The organism is Kitasatospora sp. NPDC023385 (assembly GCF_055664045.1).
The window spans coordinates 37,152-53,647 of record NZ_JBVOOL010000004.1 but is presented as its reverse complement, the minus strand read 5'-3'; the positions used below and the strand labels follow the sequence as shown (position 1 = coordinate 53,647).

The 16,496-nt window shown below is 73.5% G+C and carries 6 protein-coding genes; all 6 read right to left on the bottom strand.

What is annotated here, in order from left to right:
* Positions 1-92 precede the first annotated feature (92 nt).
* The gene (locus AC0B61_RS08400; RefSeq protein ID WP_471739837.1) at positions 93-1,148 is read right to left on the bottom strand and encodes a zinc-binding dehydrogenase; all 1,056 of its coding nucleotides are present in this window, start codon (positions 1,146-1,148) and stop codon (positions 93-95) included.
* Entirely contained in the window at positions 1,145-2,809 is a 1,665-nt protein-coding gene (locus AC0B61_RS08395) for a phytoene desaturase family protein (protein ID WP_471740100.1), read from the bottom strand. The genes AC0B61_RS08400 and AC0B61_RS08395 overlap by 4 nt, the downstream gene beginning before the upstream one ends.
* A 41-nt stretch (positions 2,810-2,850) precedes the next feature.
* Positions 2,851-4,530, bottom strand: coding sequence for a phytoene desaturase family protein (locus tag AC0B61_RS08390; RefSeq protein ID WP_471739836.1), 1,680 nt, complete (start codon positions 4,528-4,530; stop codon positions 2,851-2,853).
* On the bottom strand, positions 4,517-13,759 hold the full coding sequence (locus tag AC0B61_RS08385) for a non-ribosomal peptide synthetase/type I polyketide synthase (protein WP_471739835.1): 9,243 nt from the start codon (positions 13,757-13,759) through the stop codon (positions 4,517-4,519). Before AC0B61_RS08385 ends, AC0B61_RS08390 begins: the two co-directional genes overlap by 14 nt.
* A 73-nt stretch (positions 13,760-13,832) precedes the next feature.
* Entirely contained in the window at positions 13,833-14,690 is an 858-nt protein-coding gene (locus tag AC0B61_RS08380) for a sterol desaturase family protein (RefSeq protein ID WP_471739834.1), read from the bottom strand.
* 244 nt (positions 14,691-14,934) lie between these two features.
* Positions 14,935-16,359, bottom strand: coding sequence for a helix-turn-helix domain-containing protein (locus AC0B61_RS08375; RefSeq protein WP_471739833.1), 1,425 nt, complete (start codon positions 16,357-16,359; stop codon positions 14,935-14,937).
* Between the last annotated feature and the right edge of the window lie 137 nt (positions 16,360-16,496).

Sequence of the window (16,496 nt, the reverse complement as noted above, 5' to 3'; positions counted from 1 at the left end):
GCACCCGCGCCGAGGGGCCCTCCGGCGTCGACCTGCCCGCGCCGCTCATGCCGACCGGGGAGACCACTCCCCCGAAACAGCGCCCGGTCCGCTCAGAGCTCGACCAGCACCTTCCCCTGGTTCGCCGAACGGTCGACGTAGAGGCTGCGGTAGGCCGCGGGGATGCTGTCGAAGCCCTGGTGGACGGTCTGCTGGTAGCGCAGTTCCTCGCTGCGGACCAGCGTGCCGAAGTCCCGCCTCAGCGCGGCCCAGTTCTCCTCGGTGAACCACTCCAGTGAGAAGATGCCGCGGATCGTGGTGCGCGGGTACATGATCATCGGCAGCAGCCGGGGGCCCGCCCAGTCGCCGCCGACCTGGCTCCCCCACTGCCAGCAGACCGCCACCCGGCTGTCCACCGCCAGCATGCCGAAGACCACATCGGTCAGCGTCCCGCCGAGGCTGTCGAAGTAGCGGTCGATGCCGTCCGGGGCGAGCTCGGCGAGCTCCTTCCGCAGCCGCTCCGGGGCGTCGCCGTCGCGGTACAGCACCACCGCGTCGAAGCCCAGCCCCCACAGCCGCTCGGCCTTCTCCGGCGTCGCGGTGGTGCCGATCACCCGGGCGCCGCGGTGCTTCGCCAGCTGCCCGACCAGCGAGCCGACGGCCCCGGAGGCCCCGCTCACCAGCACGGTCGAGTCGGGGCGCACGTCCAGGAACTTCTCGACCGTGCCCCAGGCCGTCATCCCCGGACCACCCAGGACACCGAGCGCGGTGGACAGCGGCAGGTCGTCGTCGTAGTGGCCGGGGTCCAGCCGGCGGAACGCCGGGAAGACCATCGGGAAGGTGCCGGTCTGCCAGAGCCTGGGCGCGCCGTTGCTGACCACGTGGCTGCGCCAGCCGCCGAAGCCCTGCACCAGGTCGCCGACCGCGAACGGCGCGGCCGGGCCGGCCTCCAGCACCTCCATGATCGAGTCGGCGCCCATGTGGTCGCCGATCGGGGTGTCCAGCGCGATGCCCTGGAGGTACGGGTCGACCGAGACGTACCTGGTGCGCAGCAGCATCTCGTCCGCGGCGAGCCGGACGTCGACCTCCTCCACGACCTTCCGGTACATCCGGCCGACGTCGGGCACGCCGTCCACGTGCTCCTGGACGATCCACTTCTCGATTCTCACGAGGTGACTCCAAACTGCCGGTCGGCGGGTCCGACCGGGTCGATGAGCAGGGTTGGCGCCGGCGCGCTGTCGTCCACCTCGGCGGTGAACGGCCTGTGGTCGTCCCGGCAGATGAACTGGACGACGTGCCGACCGGCCGCCGCCGCGCGGATCAGTCCCCCGGTGGTCGCCCAGACGCCGGAGAGGTAGAAGTTCTCGAGGCCGGGCAGCCCCGGGCCGTTCCGCTTGACCTCCTCCTCCAGGGTCTCGCCGCTCTCCACGAAGGGCTGCCAACCCAGCACCGTGCCGTTGTAGTTGCCGGTGTAGCGGACCTGGGTCAGCGGTGTGGAGACGTCCTTGACCGCCACCGCCTCCTTGAGGCCGGGGTGGTGTCCGTCCAGGTACTCGATCAGGGTGTCCCGTACCCGGCGCTTCTCCCGCTGGTACTCCCGGCCGCGGCCGACCGGCAGGGTGTGCAGCTCCTCGCCGCGCCGCTGCCGGGGCGCCTGCTCGGGGCCGGAGCTCAGCGCGCGCCAGGGGGCGATGTCGCAGAAGTAGCTGGCGTACACCACGGTGGTCCCGGCGGGGGACAGTTCCGGGTAGTGCCGGCTGCGGAACTGGACGTTGATGCTCGGGTGCCGGATGCCGGTGAGCCTGGCGGCGACGTCGTCGTCCAGCAGGTAGGTGGTGCACGGGTCGCCGGCCGGGAAGGGGCGGCGCAGACCGAGGAAGACGGTGACGTAGCCGGGGAAGACCATGCCGGGCTCGGCGATGGTCCTGGTGTAGAGGCGGCGGTAGGTGTCGCTCAGGTAGCGGCCCTTGAGCAGGTCCAGCATGGTGGTCCGGCCGTCGCAGGCCGAGACCACGATGTCGGCCCGCACCTCCCGGCCGTCGCTGAGCCGCACCCCGACCGCCCGGTCCTGCTCGACCAGGATCTCGGCCACCTTGGTGTTGTAGGTGATCTCCCCGCCGAGCCGCCGGTAGCGCTGCTCGATCGAGTTCGCCAGGCCGAGCGATCCGCCCTCCGGGACGCCGGCCGACTGCCCCGCGTGCGAGGCCAGTTGGAAGTACGTCGGCAGCACCGGGAAGTTGGGGTGCTTCTCGTACAGGATGAAGTTGAACGCCTCGCGCAGCAGCGGGCTCCTGAAGCGCGCCGAGTAATCGCTCATCAGCACCGTGATCGAGCGCCGGATGACGTCGAAGTAGGGCAGGAAGGAGGCGAGCATCCGCCACCGCTCCCACCGGCCCATCAGCCCGACCGGCTTGAGGAAGGGGTAACGGGCCAGCGCCAGGCGGAACTTGCGCAGCCCGGCGCAGAACTGCCGGATCTGCCGGGCGTCTTCCGGCGCCAGTTCGAGCAGGTGTTGCTCGAGTCGGTCGGGGTCGGAGTAGAAGTAGACCGCCCGGCCGTCCCGGGTGCGCACCACGTTGAAGACGTCGAAGTTGCGCATCCGCTTGCCCTGTAGCGCGCCGAGTTCGAGCCAGATCCGGTGCATCTCGTTGCCCGGTCCGCTGCCCAGCAGCCAGCTGATGCAGCAGTCGAAGGTGAACTCGCCGCGGTCCCAGCCGGTGCAGCAGCCGCCGGGGATCTCGTGCATCTCCAGGATCCGGGTGCGGTAGCCGTTCATCTGCGCGTAGCAGCCGGTGGACAGGCCGCCGAGGCCGCCGCCGATGATGACCATGGTCTGCCGGCCGGCGCCCGCCCCGGTGGTCTCGCTGGTGGTCATTCCGGTACTCCCACGGTGGCCCGGTCGAGTTGCGGCAGGGGGCCCCACTTGCCCGCGTGCCAGGGTTCCTGGTTGTCGCTGGGCCAGGCCCGGAACGGCCGGCCGAGCTCCCGGCAGAGGTACTGCGCGGCGTAGCGCCCGCTGGTGGCGGCCCGGATCAGCCCGCCGAGGGAGGTCCACTGCCCGGCCATGGAGAAGCCGCGCAGCCCGGGCAGCCGCATCCGGTCCCGGTTGACCAGCCGGTTGGCGGCGTCCTCGGCCTCCGAGAAGGCCTGCCAGGCGAGGATGCTGCCGTACGTGTTGCCGGTGAACCGTTCGGTGGTCACCGGCGAGGCCACGTCGACCAGTTCGATCTGCGGGCCGATCCCCGGGTAGGTCCGCCCCAGGAACTCCCGGACGAACGCGGCGACTTCCTGCTTGCGCGCCCGGTACGCCCGGCGGTCCCGGACCCGCAGCTCCTTCCACGAGCGGTAGTCGCTGAAGTAGGTGCAGTGCAGCACCGACTTGCCGGGCGGCGCGAAGCCCTCCGCGTAGGCCGAACGCATCTGCACCACCAGGCTGTGCTGCAGCGAGCCGGGCAGCCGGGCGCCCTCCTCGGGCGGCAGCAGGTAGGTGGTGCTGTGCGGTTCGTCCTCCGGCAGCGGGCCGTCGATGCCGACGAACGCGGAGACCACGGCCGGGTACAGGTTGCCCGGCTTGTCGAGGAGTTCGCCGTAGAGCCGGTCGGTGGCGGGGCTGGAGTAGCGGCCTTCCAGCAGCCGGTCGAGCACCGTCGGGCCGTCGCAGGCGGCGACCACGTGGTCGGCGAAGTGCCGGGTGCCGTCGCGCAGTTCCACGCCGACGGCGCGCCCGTCCTCGATCAGGATCCGCTCCACCCGGCAGCGGTAGCCGATCTGCCCGCCGAGCGAGGTGTACCGCTCCTCCACCGATCGGGCCAGGCCCAGCGAACCGCCCTGCGGGAAGCCGGCGTTGCCGTTGTGCGCGGCGGCCAGCGTGTACAGGTAGGGCAGCAGCGGGAAGCCCGCCGGCTCCTGCAGGAACATGTTGGGGAAGGCCCGGCGCAGCAGCGGGTCCTGGAAGCGCTCGGCGAAGCCGCTCATCGGGGTGGTCGCGGTGCGCCAGAACAGCCGGAAGGCGGGCAGGACGGTGCGCAGGGTGCGCAGCCGCTCCGCCGGGGTGCGCAGCGGCGGCGGCGTGAGGTCCCAGGGCAGGTCGATGGCGGCGAAGCGGCGCAGGTCCCGGCAGAAGGCCCGGATCGGCTTGGCGTCGCCGGGTGCGAGGCCCAGCAGGTGGTGTTCCAGCCGGTCCGGGTCGCCGAAGAAGGTGACGGCGCGGCCGTGTTCGTCGACGACCCGGTTGAAGGTGTCGAAGCGGGTCACCGACTTGCCGTCGAGGGCGCCGAGTTCACGCCACACCTGGTGTGCCCCGGTGCCCTCGGCCGTGCCGATCAGCCAGTCGATGCAGTAGTCGAACAGGTAGCCGTGCCGGGACCACGCGGTGCAGCAGCCGCCGGGCAGCACGTGCTTCTCGAAGATCCGGGTCTCCAGGCCGCTCATCTGCGCGTAGCAGCCGGTGGCGAGGCCGGCCAGGCCGGCCCCGATCACGATGACCCGGGGCGGGCCCCCGGGGGCCCGCTCCCTGGTGGACCAGTCCGGTCCGCGGTCAGCCGCGGTCATCGACGGTGCCTCCGGCCAGGATGGCGCCCGCCAGTTCTGCGTTGCGGGCGGCGTACTCGCCGTCGAGCATCTCGGCGTGGCTGCCGTGGCCGGCGTAGACGGCGGTGCCGGCGGTGGAGGCGCCGTGCCAGGAGCCTTCCTCGCCGCCCACGTGCACGTCGAGCCGCTCCCGCTCGCAGACCACGTCGAGGTGGGCGTTCACGGTGCCCGTGTTGGGCGTCCGACTGCAGAACTCCAGGTAGTCCCGGGCCTGTTCGAGGGTTTCCTGGGCGACGATCCGGGAGCCGGTGTGGCGGTGCAGGTGTTCGTGGAGCTCGCGCTCGAAGACGGCCAGGTGCTCGTCGCCGAGGTCGAAGGCGTCCACGGCCCGGTAGGCGTCCACGAGCAGCACCGAGTCCACCGTTCGGCCGCGCCGTTCCAGTTCCTTGGCCACCTCGAAGGCGAGGTTGCCGCCGAGCGAGTAGCCGAGCAGGACGTACGGCCCGGCCGGGTGCAGTTCCTCGACCAGGTCCGCGTAGCGGGCGGTCTTGTCGTCGCCGGTCAGGTAGTTGAAGGCGGCGATCCGGTGCTCCGGCAGGTGCGCGGCGAGCTGCCGGTAGACCAGCCCGTGACCGCCGGCCGGCGGGAAGCAGAAGACGGTGCGGTCTTCGGCCACGTCCGGGTTGAACCAGAGGTGGGGCTGGCCGCCGGCCACCTCGCCGGTGATGATCTGCTCGACGGTGCGGGCCATGCCGTGCAGGGTGGTGACCTTGAACAGCAGGCCGACGGGGATGCTGATGTTGAACTCGGTCTGCAGGTGGTGGATCAGCTCGATGAGCCGGATGGAGCTGCCGCCGAGTTCGAAGAAGTCGTGCTGGAGACCGACTTCGTCCAGGCCGAGCAGGTTCCGCCAGTGCTCGGCGACCCGGGTCTCGTAGAGGGTGACGGGCGGTTCGTGCTGGGCGCCGCCGGTGTCGGCCTTCGGCTCGGGCAGGGCGGCGAGGTCGACCTTGCCGTTCGGGGTGAGCGGCAGGACGGGCAGTTCGGTGAGGTAGGAGGGGATCATCACGGTGGGCAGGTGCTCGGCCAGGTGGCGGCGCAGTTCCCGGCGGTCCAGCTCGGCGCCCTCGGCGGGGACCACGTACGCGGCCAGCACCGCCTCGCCCGAGGAGTCCTGGCGGACGGTCACGCAGGCCTGGGCGAGTTCGGGCCGGGCGGTGAGGTGGGCCTCGATCTCGCCGGGCTCGATCCGGTGGCCGCGGACCTTGACCTGGTCGTCGATCCGGCCGAGCAGGTGCGCGGTGCCCTCGGTGTCCCAGGCCCCGAGGTCGCCGGTGCGGTAGAGCCGCAGGGGCGTGCCGTCGAGTTCCAGGGTGGTGAAGCGCCGGGCGGTCTGCTCCGGGCCGCCCAGGTAGCCGGCCGCGACGCCCGCGCCGCCGATCCACAGTTCGCCGGGCACCCCGGCCGGCACGGGCTCGCCGTACGGGTCGAGGATGTACAGCGCGCTGTTCGGGAAGGGCCGGCCGATCGGCACCATCCGGCCGGGCTCCAGGCCGTCCGCCGCGCCCTCGTAGTAGGTGCTGTCGACGGTGGCCTCGGTCAGGCCGTAGGAGTTGACCAGCCGGGTCCGCTCGCCGCACAGGGCGCGCAGCCGCCGGTGCTCGGCGGCCTTCCAGGAGTCTGAGCCGACGATCAGCAGCCGGAGGAAGTCCAGCCGCAGGCCGTCGCGTTCGCAGTGGGTCAGGAGCGCGCGGGCCACCGCGGGCACGAACTCGCCGCTGTCCACCGATTCCTCGCGCATCACCCGGTACAGCCGGGCGGTGTCGAAGAGCAGTTCGCGGTCGACGAGGACGAGGGTGCCGCCGGTGCCGAGCGCCCGGGCGAGGTCGCCGGAGAACACGTCGAAGGCGGTCCCGGCCATCTGCAGGTGCACCCGGGCTTCGGTGTCCAGCCGGTACTCCGCGCGCCAGCCGGCGGTGACGGCGGCCAGGTTGCGGTGGTCGACCCGGACGCCCTTCGGACGGCCGGTGGAGCCCGAGGTGTGGATCACGTAGGCGGGGCGGTGCGGGTCCGCGGCGGGCAGCGGCCCGGTCGCGCCGGCCGGCAGGTCCAGCTCCTCCAGGGTGACCGGCCGGGCGGGGAGTTCGGCGGGGATCGGGCTCCGCTCGTCGACCACGACCAGCGAGGCTCCCGCGTCGGCCACCTGGAACGTCAGCCGGTCGGCCGGGTGCCCGGGGTCGAGCGGCAGGTAGGCGGCGCCGGCCCGCCAGATCCCCAGCAGGGTGGTGATCAGCTCGGGCGACTTGTCCAGGCAGACGGCGACCACCGAGCCCTCGCCGACGCCGAGTTCGCGCAGTCGCGCGGCCGTGCGCTGGGAGCGTCGGTCCAGCTCGCCGTAGGTCAGGCGCCGGACCTCGTCGCGGCCGGGCGCGACCACCGCGACGGCCTCGGGGTGTTCGGCGGCGGCCTTGGCGATCAGCTCGGGCACCGGCGTGTCGTGGTCGATCCGGCGTTCGACGCCGCTGAACCCGGTGAGGATCCGGCGCCGTTCGGCCGCGTCCAGCATCCGCAGCCGCCCGACCGGCACGTCCTCGGCGGCGCCGGTCATGGCCTCCAGCAGGTTGCGGTAGTGCGCGGCCAGCCGCTGCACGGTGGCGGGCTCGAAGAGGTCGGAGTTGTACTTGAAGACGCAGTGGAAGCAGCCGTCCGAACGGTCCTCGTAGGCGGACAGCGTCAGGTCGAACTGCCCTTCCTCCTCAGGGAGTTCGATGTACTCCAGGCGGTATCCGAAGCGCTCCACGGCGACCTTGTGGGTGAGCAGGATGAACATCGCCTGGAACACCGCGGAGCGGCTCGGGTCGTGCTGCAGCCCCAACTGCTCGACCAGCAGCGGGAACGGGTACTCCTGGTTGTCCAGCCCGCCGAGCACGCTCTCCCGCACCCGGGCCAGCAGGTCGGCCACGGTCGGCTCCCCGGCCAGGCTCACGTGCAGCGGCAGCGGGTTGACGAAGTAGCCGTAGACGGAGGCGAACTCCTCCTGGGTGCGGCCGGTGACCGGGCTGCCGACCACGATGTCCGGCTGCCCCGACCAGCGGTGCAGCAGCAGGTAGTAGGCGCTGAGCAGCACCATGAACGGGGTGGCGTTGTTCGCCCGGGCCAGTTCGTGCACGCGGGCGGTGAGGTCGTCGTCCAGCCGGAAGAACTCGGAGGCGCCGTTGTGGGTCTGCACGGCCGGCCGCGGCTTGTCGGTGGGCAGCGCGAGCACCGGCATCTCGGCCGGCAGGTGGCCGCGCCAGTAGTCGAGCATCCGCTGCGCCTCGGGCCCGGCCAGGAAGCGGCTCTGGTGGTTGAGGAAGTCGAGGTAGCGGGCGGCCACCGGGGGAAGCTCGGGGGTGCGGCCCTGCCGTAGCGCCTCGTAGACCTCGAACAGCTCCTCGATGAAGGTGAAGGTGGAGATCGCGTCCGAGACGATGTGGTGGACGGCCTTCATCAGCACCCAGCGGTCCGGTCCGCGCCGGAACAGGCGCAGCCGGACGAGCGGGTCCTCGGCGAGGTCGTACGGCCGCCGGTACTCGCGGACGATCAGCTCGTGGATCTCCTCCCACGGCCGGCCCTCGACGTCGAACAGCCCGGTGTCGGCCACCACCTCCGCGCGGATGCGCTGGACCGGCCGGCCCTCCTCCGCCGTGAACGCGGCGCGCAGCCCGGGGTGGCGGGCGACCAGGAAGCGGAACGCCGCGAACACCAGCTCCGGTTCGAGCTCGGCCCGCACCTCGACGGCGCCGCCGATGTTGTACGCGAAGCCGTCCGGGTGCAGCTGGCGCAGGAACCAGAGCGCCTGCTGGTTGTGGGTGAGCGGGTAGCGGGACTCGTCGGTGTGCAGTTCGACCTCGGCCCGCGCCGGGCCGCCGTCGGCGGCGAGCCGCTCGGTCAGGCCGTCGGTGAGCAGGTCGACCAGGTCACCGACGGTGCCGTTGCTGAGCAGGGCCACCACCGGCAGGGCGACGCCCAGTTCGCCGTGCACCCGGGCGCGCAGCTCCATCGCGAGCAGCGAGTCGAGGCCGTGTGCCCCGAGTCTGGTGTCGGTGTCGATCCGCTCGACGCCGATCCGCAGGACGGCGGCCGCGGCGGCGGTGAACCGCTCGGTGACCAGCTCCCGCCTGGTCGGCGGGTCGGCCGCCCGGTAGGCGTCCAGGAAGCCGCCGGTCTCGGCCGGGGCCTGCTCGGCGGCGCCGGCCGCCAGGTCGGCGACCAGCGGCGGCGGCACCGGGTACCAGGCGAGGAAGGTCGGCCAGTCGACCACGGTGGCGACGAGCAGCTGGGCGCGGTCCTGGCCGAGGACGCGTTCCAGGACGGCCGTGCCGGCGTCCGGCGGCAGCGAGCTCATGCCGCGGGCGTCGCGGTAGTGGGCGACCAGGCCCAGTTCCTCGATCATGCCGGTGGCCCAGGGGCCCCAGTCCAGGCTGAGCGCGGGCAGGCCGTCGGCCCGGCGGTGGTGGGCGAGGGCGTCCAGGAAGGCGTTGCCCGCCGCGTAGTTGGTCTGCCCGGCGGTGGTGAGGAGCGAGGCGACGGAGGCGAACAGCACGAAGTGGTCGATCGGTTCGTCGCGCAGCAGCCGGTGCAGCAGGTGGCCGCCGACCACCTTGGGGGCGTACCCGGCGTCGAAGGCCGCGCGGTCCATCTGCGCCAGCAGGGTGTCCTTGACCTGCCCGGCGAGGTGGAACACGCCCCGGATCGGCGGGCGGTGGCGCTCGCGGTAGCCGGCGAGCCAGGCCGCGAGGGCGGCCTCGTCGGTGACGTCGACCGGGGCGAGCAGCGGCTCGGCGCCGAGCGCCTGGAGTTCGCGCAGGAAGGCGATCCGCTCCCCGGCGGGGGTCTGCGGGTCGGTGGACGCCCACTGGGAGCGCTCGGGCAGGACGGTGCGGCCGACCAGGATCAGCCGCCGGGCGCCGCGCCGGACCAGGGTGCGGCAGAGCAGCCGGCCGAGGGCACCGAAGGCCCCGGTGACCAGGTAGCTGCCGTCGGGGCGCAGGACGGGCGGCAGCGGCCGGGTGAGGCCTTCGGCCTGCCGCAGCCGGCTGGTGAGGCGGCCGCCGGCCCGCAGCGCGATCTCCTGCTCGTCCCGGGCGGCGAGCTCGGCGAGCAGCGCCTCGGCCTGCTCGCGGGCGGCGACGGCCGGGTCGAGGTCGATCAGGCTGCCGCGCTGGGCGACGAGTTCCTGCTGCCACAGCACGCGTCCGATGCCCCAGGCGGGGCCGCCGAGCGGTTCGACCCGGTCGCCGGGGGCGGCGGGCTGGGTGCCCCGGGTGACGATGTGCAGCCGGCCGTCCGGGCGGGCGGCGGGCAGGGCCTGGGCGAGGGCGATCAGGGAGTAGGCGCCGAGGGTGGCGAGGCCGCCGAGCCGGTCGGGGGTGGTGGCGTCCAGCGCGGGCAGGTCGACGTTCCAGAGGTGGACGACGGTGCCGTAGCCGGGGTCGAGGTCGGCGAGCAGGCGCCGCACGTCCTCGGCGGAGTCGGGCCGGACGGTCGAGTGGCCGTCACCGTGCCGGTACTCGGCGCCGGGCCGGACGAGGTGGCAGCGGGTGCCGTGCTCGGCGGCCAGTGCGGCCAGCCGCTCGGCGAGGCCGCTCTCGTCGGCGAAGAGCAGCAGGTCGCCGGGCGTCTGGTCGGCGGCCGGCTCGGGTGCTTCCACCCAGGCGAGTTCGGTGAGCCAGCCGTCGATGGTGGCCAGCCCGACGGAGGCCGGGGCCTGGGCCACGTCGGCGACCCGGAAGCCGGTGATCCGGCCGAGCGGGGTGCCGTCCTCGGCGTGCAGGGCGATGTCGCCGACGAGTTCCTCGCCGCTGTCCCGGGTGACGGTGGCGTGCGCCCAGAGCGGCCGGTCGCCGATCGCGTCGAGCCGGACCTCCTCGATGGAGACCGGCAGCCGGACGCTGCCGCCCTCGGGCGCGTGCAGCGTGGTGGCGAGCAGTGTCTGGAAGCAGGCGTCCAGCAGGACCGGGTGCAGGTGGTGGTCGGCGGCGTCGGGGCCGAGCAGGCCGGTCGGCCGGATCCGGGCCAGCGACTCGCCGGGGCCCGTCCACACCTCCTCGATGGCCTGGAAGGCGGGCCCGTAGTCGTAGCCGCGCTCGGCCAGTCGGCGGTAGCAGTCCGGCCCGTCGAGGTGCCGGCCGCGGGCGCGCACCGGCTCGGCATCCAGCGCGGGGCCGTACGAGCGCCGCTGGCCGGTGCGCACCCGGCCGCAGGCGTGGACGGCCGGCTCGGTGCCGGCCGGGGTGGAGGCGATGGTGAAGCGGGCGTCCTCCGGCGCGTAGCCGAGCTGGACGGGGACGGGCTCGGTCTCGGAGAGGAACAGCGCGCGGTTCAGCTCGACCTCGGCGAGCACCACCTCGGTGCCGCCGGTGAGGGCGCGGACAGCCTGCGCGGCCATCTCCAGGTATCCGGCGGCCGGGAAGACCACCTGGCCCTCGATCCGGTGGTCGGTCAGGTAGGGCAGCCGCTCGGGGTCGAGCGCGGTGGTCCAGCCGGGCTGGGCGCCGGCCGTGCGGCGGCCGAGCAGCGGGTGGTCGACCTGCCCGAGCCGGACCTGCTCGACCGGCTTGGGCTCCACCCAGTACCGGTCGCGCCGCCACGGGTACGCCGGCAGCGGCACCGGGCGGCCGGCCGGGTGCAGCGCGTCCCAGCTCAACTCGACGCCCAGGGTGTGGAGTTCGGCGAGGCTGCAGGTGAAGGTCTCGGTCTCGTCCTGGCGGCGGCGGATCGACGCCACGGTGTGCGCCTGCTCCGCGCACTCGCGGATCGCGTGGCCGAGCACCGGGTGCGGGCCGACCTCCAGGAACAGGCCGTGCCCGTCCTCGGCCATCCGTTCGACGGCGGCCCGGAAGCGCACCGGGTTGCGGACGTTCTGCCACCAGTACCCGCCGTCCAGCTCGGGCCCCTTGGCGACTGCTTCCCGCGCGGTCAGGTAGAGCGGCAGCCGCGCCTCCTGCGGCTTGAGGGCGGCGAGGGTGGCGACCAGCTCGTCCCGGATCGGGTCCATCCGCACGCTGTGGTACGGGACTTCGACGTCCAGGAGGCGGGCGAACACACCCTGTACCTTCAGCTTCCCGGCCAGCTCGCGCAGCGCCTCGGCGTCCCCGGCCAGGGTCACCGCGGACGGGCTGTTGACCGCCCCGAGCGAGACCTGGCTGCGGTACGGGCGGATCCGCCGCTCCGCCTCCGCCTCGGGCAGGCCGACCGCGAGCATCGTGCCGGTGCCGGCCAGCCGCTGCTGGAGCCGGCTGCGGGCCAGCACCACCCGGACGGCGTCGGCCAGGTCGTACACCCCGGCCTCGAGGAAGGCCGCGACCTCACCGGTGCTGTGGCCCACCACGGCGTCGGGGCGCAGTCCGTGGCTCCGCCAGAGCGCCGAAAGACCCACCTGCACCGCGAAGTTGGCGGGCTGGGCCAGCCAGGTCTCGGCCATCCTGGAGTCGGCCTCGTCCCGGTCCAACTCCGCCAGCAGCGACCAGTCGGCCTGCTCGCGGATCTCCCGGTCGACGGCCTGGACGGCCTCCCGGTAGACCGGCTCGCTCCCGTACAGGCCCCGGCCCATCCCCCACCACTGCGGGCCCATGCCGGTGAACACCCAGGCCAGGCGCCGCTGCCGGCGCTCCCGGGCGCGGCCCTGGACCACCCTCGGGTGCTCCTCGCCGCGTTCGTACGCCGCCAGCGCCTCGTCCAGGTCCTGCCGGGAGGAGTACGCCACCGCGAGCCGTTCGGGCAGGTGCTGGCGGCGGTGGGCCAGGGTGTGGCCGACGTCGGTCAGTGAGGCGCCGGCGGCGAGCTCCTGTCGTACGGCGGCGGCGAGTTCGGGCAGTCCGGCGGCGTCCTTGGCGCTCAGCGGCAGGACGGTGCAGGCCGCCTCCGCCACCGGTTCGGCGGGCTCGGGGCGCGGCGGCTCCTCCAGCAGGACGTGCGCGTTGGTGCCGCCGAAGCCGAAGGAGTTGACGCCCGCGCGCGCCGGGCCGCTGTGCTCGGGCCAGTCGACCGGCTCGGTCGGGATCTCGAAGGGCAGCGCGGCCAGGTCGATGCCGGGGTTGGGGTGCTCCAGGTTGAGGTGCGGCGGGATGCGGCGGTGTTTGAGGGCGAGCGCGGTCTTGATCAGCCCGGCGACTCCGGCGGCGGCCTCGGTGTGCCCGATGTTCGTCTTGACCGAGCCGACGTAGCAGCGGTCCCCGGAGCGGCGGCCGATGCCGAGCACCCGGCCGAGCGCGGCCGCCTCGATCGGGTCGCCGACCGGGGTGGAGGTGCCGTGCGCCTCGACGTACTGCAGGCTGCCGGGCAGCACCCCGGCCTCCGCGCAGACCCGTTCGATCAGGGTGACCTGGGCGTCCGCGTTGGGGACGGTGATGCCGTTGGTGCGGCCGTCCTGGTTGACGCCGCTGCCGAGGATCACGGCGTGCACCGGGTCACCGTCGCGCCGCGCGTCGCAGAGCCGCTTGAGCACGACCACACCGACGCCCTCGGCGCGGACGTAGCCGTCGGCGGAGGCGTCGAAGGCGCGCGAGCGGCCGTCCGCGGAGAGGAAGCCGCCCTTGGTCTCGGCGATCGTGTACTGCGGCGCCATGTGCAGCAACGTGCCGCCGGCGAGGGCGAGTTCGGTCTCGCCGCGGAGCAGGCTCTGGCAGGCGAGGTGGACCGCGACCAGCGAGGAGCTGCACGCGGTGTCGATCGAGATGCTGGGGCCGCGGAAGTCGAAGCAGTGCGAGATCCGGTTGGACACCATCGTCATCATGGTGCCGGTGGCGGTGTGCGCGGCGATGGTGCCGAAGTCGAGGTCGGCGAACTGCAGGATCTTCCAGTCGAGGGTGAAGGCGCCCATGTAGACGCCGACCTCGCGGCCGGCCAGTTGGCCGGGGCGCAGGCCGCCGTCCTCCAGGGCCTCCCAGCTGACCTCCAGGAGCTTGCGCTGCTGCGGGTCCATGTGCTCGGCCTCGCGCGGGCTGATCCCGAAGAAGTCCGGGTCGAAGGTGTCGAATCCGTCGATGTAGCCGCCCCGGCCGCCGATCAGCCGCCCCGGCTTGGCCCGGTCCCGGCTGCCCAGGGTGCCGGTGTCGTACCGGTCGGCGGGCGTGTCGGTGAGACAGTCCCGGCCCTCGATCAGATTGCGCCAGTAGGTCCTGTGGTCGTTGGCGTGTCCCGGCAGGCGGCAGCCGATACCGGTGATCGCGATGGGCTCGCGGGGCACGGCGAAGGGCGAGGAAGTCATGGTCCAATCCGAGGGTGATGGCGTTGCGCCGGGGACACGGGCAAGAGCGGGCGGCTGCGCGGGCCGGGGGCCGTCAGACGGACTGCTCGGTGGGCTTCGCCCGGCGCCAGGGGTGCAGCAGGGTGGCACCGAGCTCACCGGTGGCGGGGAACGCGGCCGGGTCGGTGAGACCGACGGCCGTGGGCACTCGGCCGGGCCGCCAGGTGAAGCTCCCGAACACGTGGTCCCACAGCGAGAGGTCGGAGGAGTAGTGGCCGGCTTCGCCGAGGTCGGTGCTGTGGTGGAGGCGGTGGAGTTCCGGGCCGGCGAGGATGTGGCCGAGCGGCCCGAGGTGGACATCGATGTTCGCGTGAACGAAATACCCCTGAGCCAGAACGAATATTCCGACCACGAACACGGAATCCGCCGAGAATCCCATCAGCGCCAGCGACAGTTGGACCACGGACTGCGCTACGAAGACGTCCAGGAAATGATTCACGCCGTTGTTCGCGACGTTCACCTTCTCCGGAACGTGGTGCACGCCGTGCAGCCGCCAGAGCCAACGGTTGCGGTGCGACCAGCGGTGCACGAGGTAGTCGCCGAGCGAGCCGACCAGCAGCGCGAGTGGAATCTCCACCGCGAAGGGCAGCGCCGGGCGAGCCGGGCCGAGCAGCTCCACCAGCGCCGTCACCAGCCCCTGGGCCAGCGCGCCGCCGATCATGCTGAGGACGAAGTAGGCGCTGTACCAGCCCAGTTCACGGCGACTCGGATGCCAGTCGGTCCGGTACGGGATCACCCTTTCCAGCACCGCCAGGTACCCGATGACCGCAATCAGGACGATTGGCGAGACCCGGTCGGGAGCCCAGTGGAAGTGCAGGGTCGCGACGGAGATGCACAGCACACCCAGCAGCAGGAGCGGATGGGCGATCCGGCGCGCAATGACTGACAGCACGCGCCCCCCGTTCTTCGCGGACTAACAAATGGAAACGTCAGAGACTCTAGCGGGAGGCACCGGCCGGGGCAGTCATTCGACGTGTTAACGCCATGAATGACCCGATCGGCGGACGATACGCGCACGAAGTTGACGTTCGAACGGCGTGAAGGCAGCGCATTTTGTGTCAGAGGTGGGAGTTGGCGGAGCACGGCCCGGCCACTCCCACCCCCGGCCCGGTCTCGCGCCCCTCCCGCGCCGCCCGTCAGGACCGGGCCAGTTCCGCCAGTCGGTGCGCGGCGCGCGGTTCGCGCGTCGCGAGCCGGCCGCGCAGGCCGCGCAGCTCGTACGCGACCAGGGCGGGGAGCGCGGATCCGGGCGTCGCCTCCAGGGCGGGGCCGAGGAGTTCGAGCGCCGTCCACGGATCGTGCGCGCAGGCGTGGCAGTCGGCCGCCCGGACGATGAACAGCAGGCGGCTGGCCGGGAGTTGGGTCGGGCCGAGCAGGCCCAGCGCGGTCTCGGTGGCGCTCAGCGCCCGGCGGGCCAGCCGGGGGTCGTCCCCGGCGGCGGCGAGGTCGCGCAGCGCGGCGGCCGCGGCGGACTCGACCCGCATCCGCATCGAGGCGATGGACAGCCAGGGCACGTCGACCTCGTCCTGCACGCCGATGTGGTCCAGGTGCGCCCGGGCCGCGCCGATCTCCCGGACGGTCGCCCGGACGTCGCCGGTCAGCGCGTGGGCGCGGGCCCGGCCGATCCCGCCCATGGCGCCGGCCCAGGCCCGGCCGGGGGCGACCCGGTCGATCTCGCGGGCGTAGCCGAGCGCGGATTCCGGGTCCGCGTCCAGCCGGGCCAGGATGCTCATGTCGCTGAGCGTGCCGACCTGGGTGGCCTGGTCCCCGGCCAGTCCGGCCCAGGTGAGCGCCCGGTCGTAGCAGGCCATCGCGGTGGCGTTGCGGCCGTCCTGCATGCGCAGTGCGCCGGCGGCGTGGGCGTGCTCGGCCGCCAGCCGGGCGAGCGGGGCTCGTCGGGCGGCGGGGGCGGTGGCGAGCCGGGCGAGCACGGCGTGCAGGGTGCGCTCGACGGCGGCGGCCAGGGCCGGCCGGTCGCCGGTCTCGCCGGCGCGCAGGCGGGCGGCGAGCAGTCCGGTGAGGGCGTGCGCGGTGGCGGCGTCCAGCGGCGGAGCGGCGGCCGGGCCGGTGAGCGCCCCGGGGGCGCAGAACGCGGCGTACAGGTCGGCGAGTTCGGCGGCGCCCGGGACGTCGCAGCCCTCGGCGCCGTGCAGCGGGCAGAGCAGGCCGTAGTCGGGCAGCCGAGCCGGGGCGGGGAGGGCGGGGGTCGGACCGCCCGGGGCCGTGCCTGGCAGCGGGGGCCGGAGCAGCGCGGGCGAGAAGGCGTCGAGCGCGCACAGTTCGGCAGCCTCGGCACGCAGGCAGGCGGCGCTCAAGTCGCCGCCTGCACCGAGGAGTTCGTCGATCCGGTCGGCGATCCGGGGAGTGACCCGCCGGGCGCCGTGCTCGATCTTGCTGACGGCGGTGTGGTCGTAGCCGATCGCGGCGCCGAGCTGCGCCTGGGTGAGGCCGGCCCGTCGCCGCCAGTGCCGCAGCCGGGCGCCGAACTCCCGCCAGGCGTCCGGGCCCCGGCCGGTCGGCGGGGCCGGAGCCGCCGCAGGGATCACACGGTTCCGCTCCACGGCTGCCTCCCCGGGTGCGTCGGCCCCCGGCCGGTCGCGGGGTCCGCCGACGATTCCAGTGGTTCCGACGACTCCGACGGCTCCGACGGGTCTGGTGACGCCGACGACTCCGACGGCTCCGATGACTCCTTCGGTGA

What these genes read in the sequence shown, in the direction of transcription:
- AC0B61_RS08395 (WP_471740100.1), bottom strand. Translation starts at nt 2,809, where the DNA reads ATGGTCATCATCGGCGGCGGCCTCGGCGGCCTGTCCACCGGCTGCTAC.
- AC0B61_RS08390 (WP_471739836.1), bottom strand. Translation starts at nt 4,530, where the DNA reads ATGACCGCGGCTGACCGCGGACCGGACTGGTCCACCAGGGAGCGGGCC.
- AC0B61_RS08385 (WP_471739835.1), bottom strand. Translation starts at nt 13,759, where the DNA reads ATGACTTCCTCGCCCTTCGCCGTGCCCCGCGAGCCCATCGCGATCACC.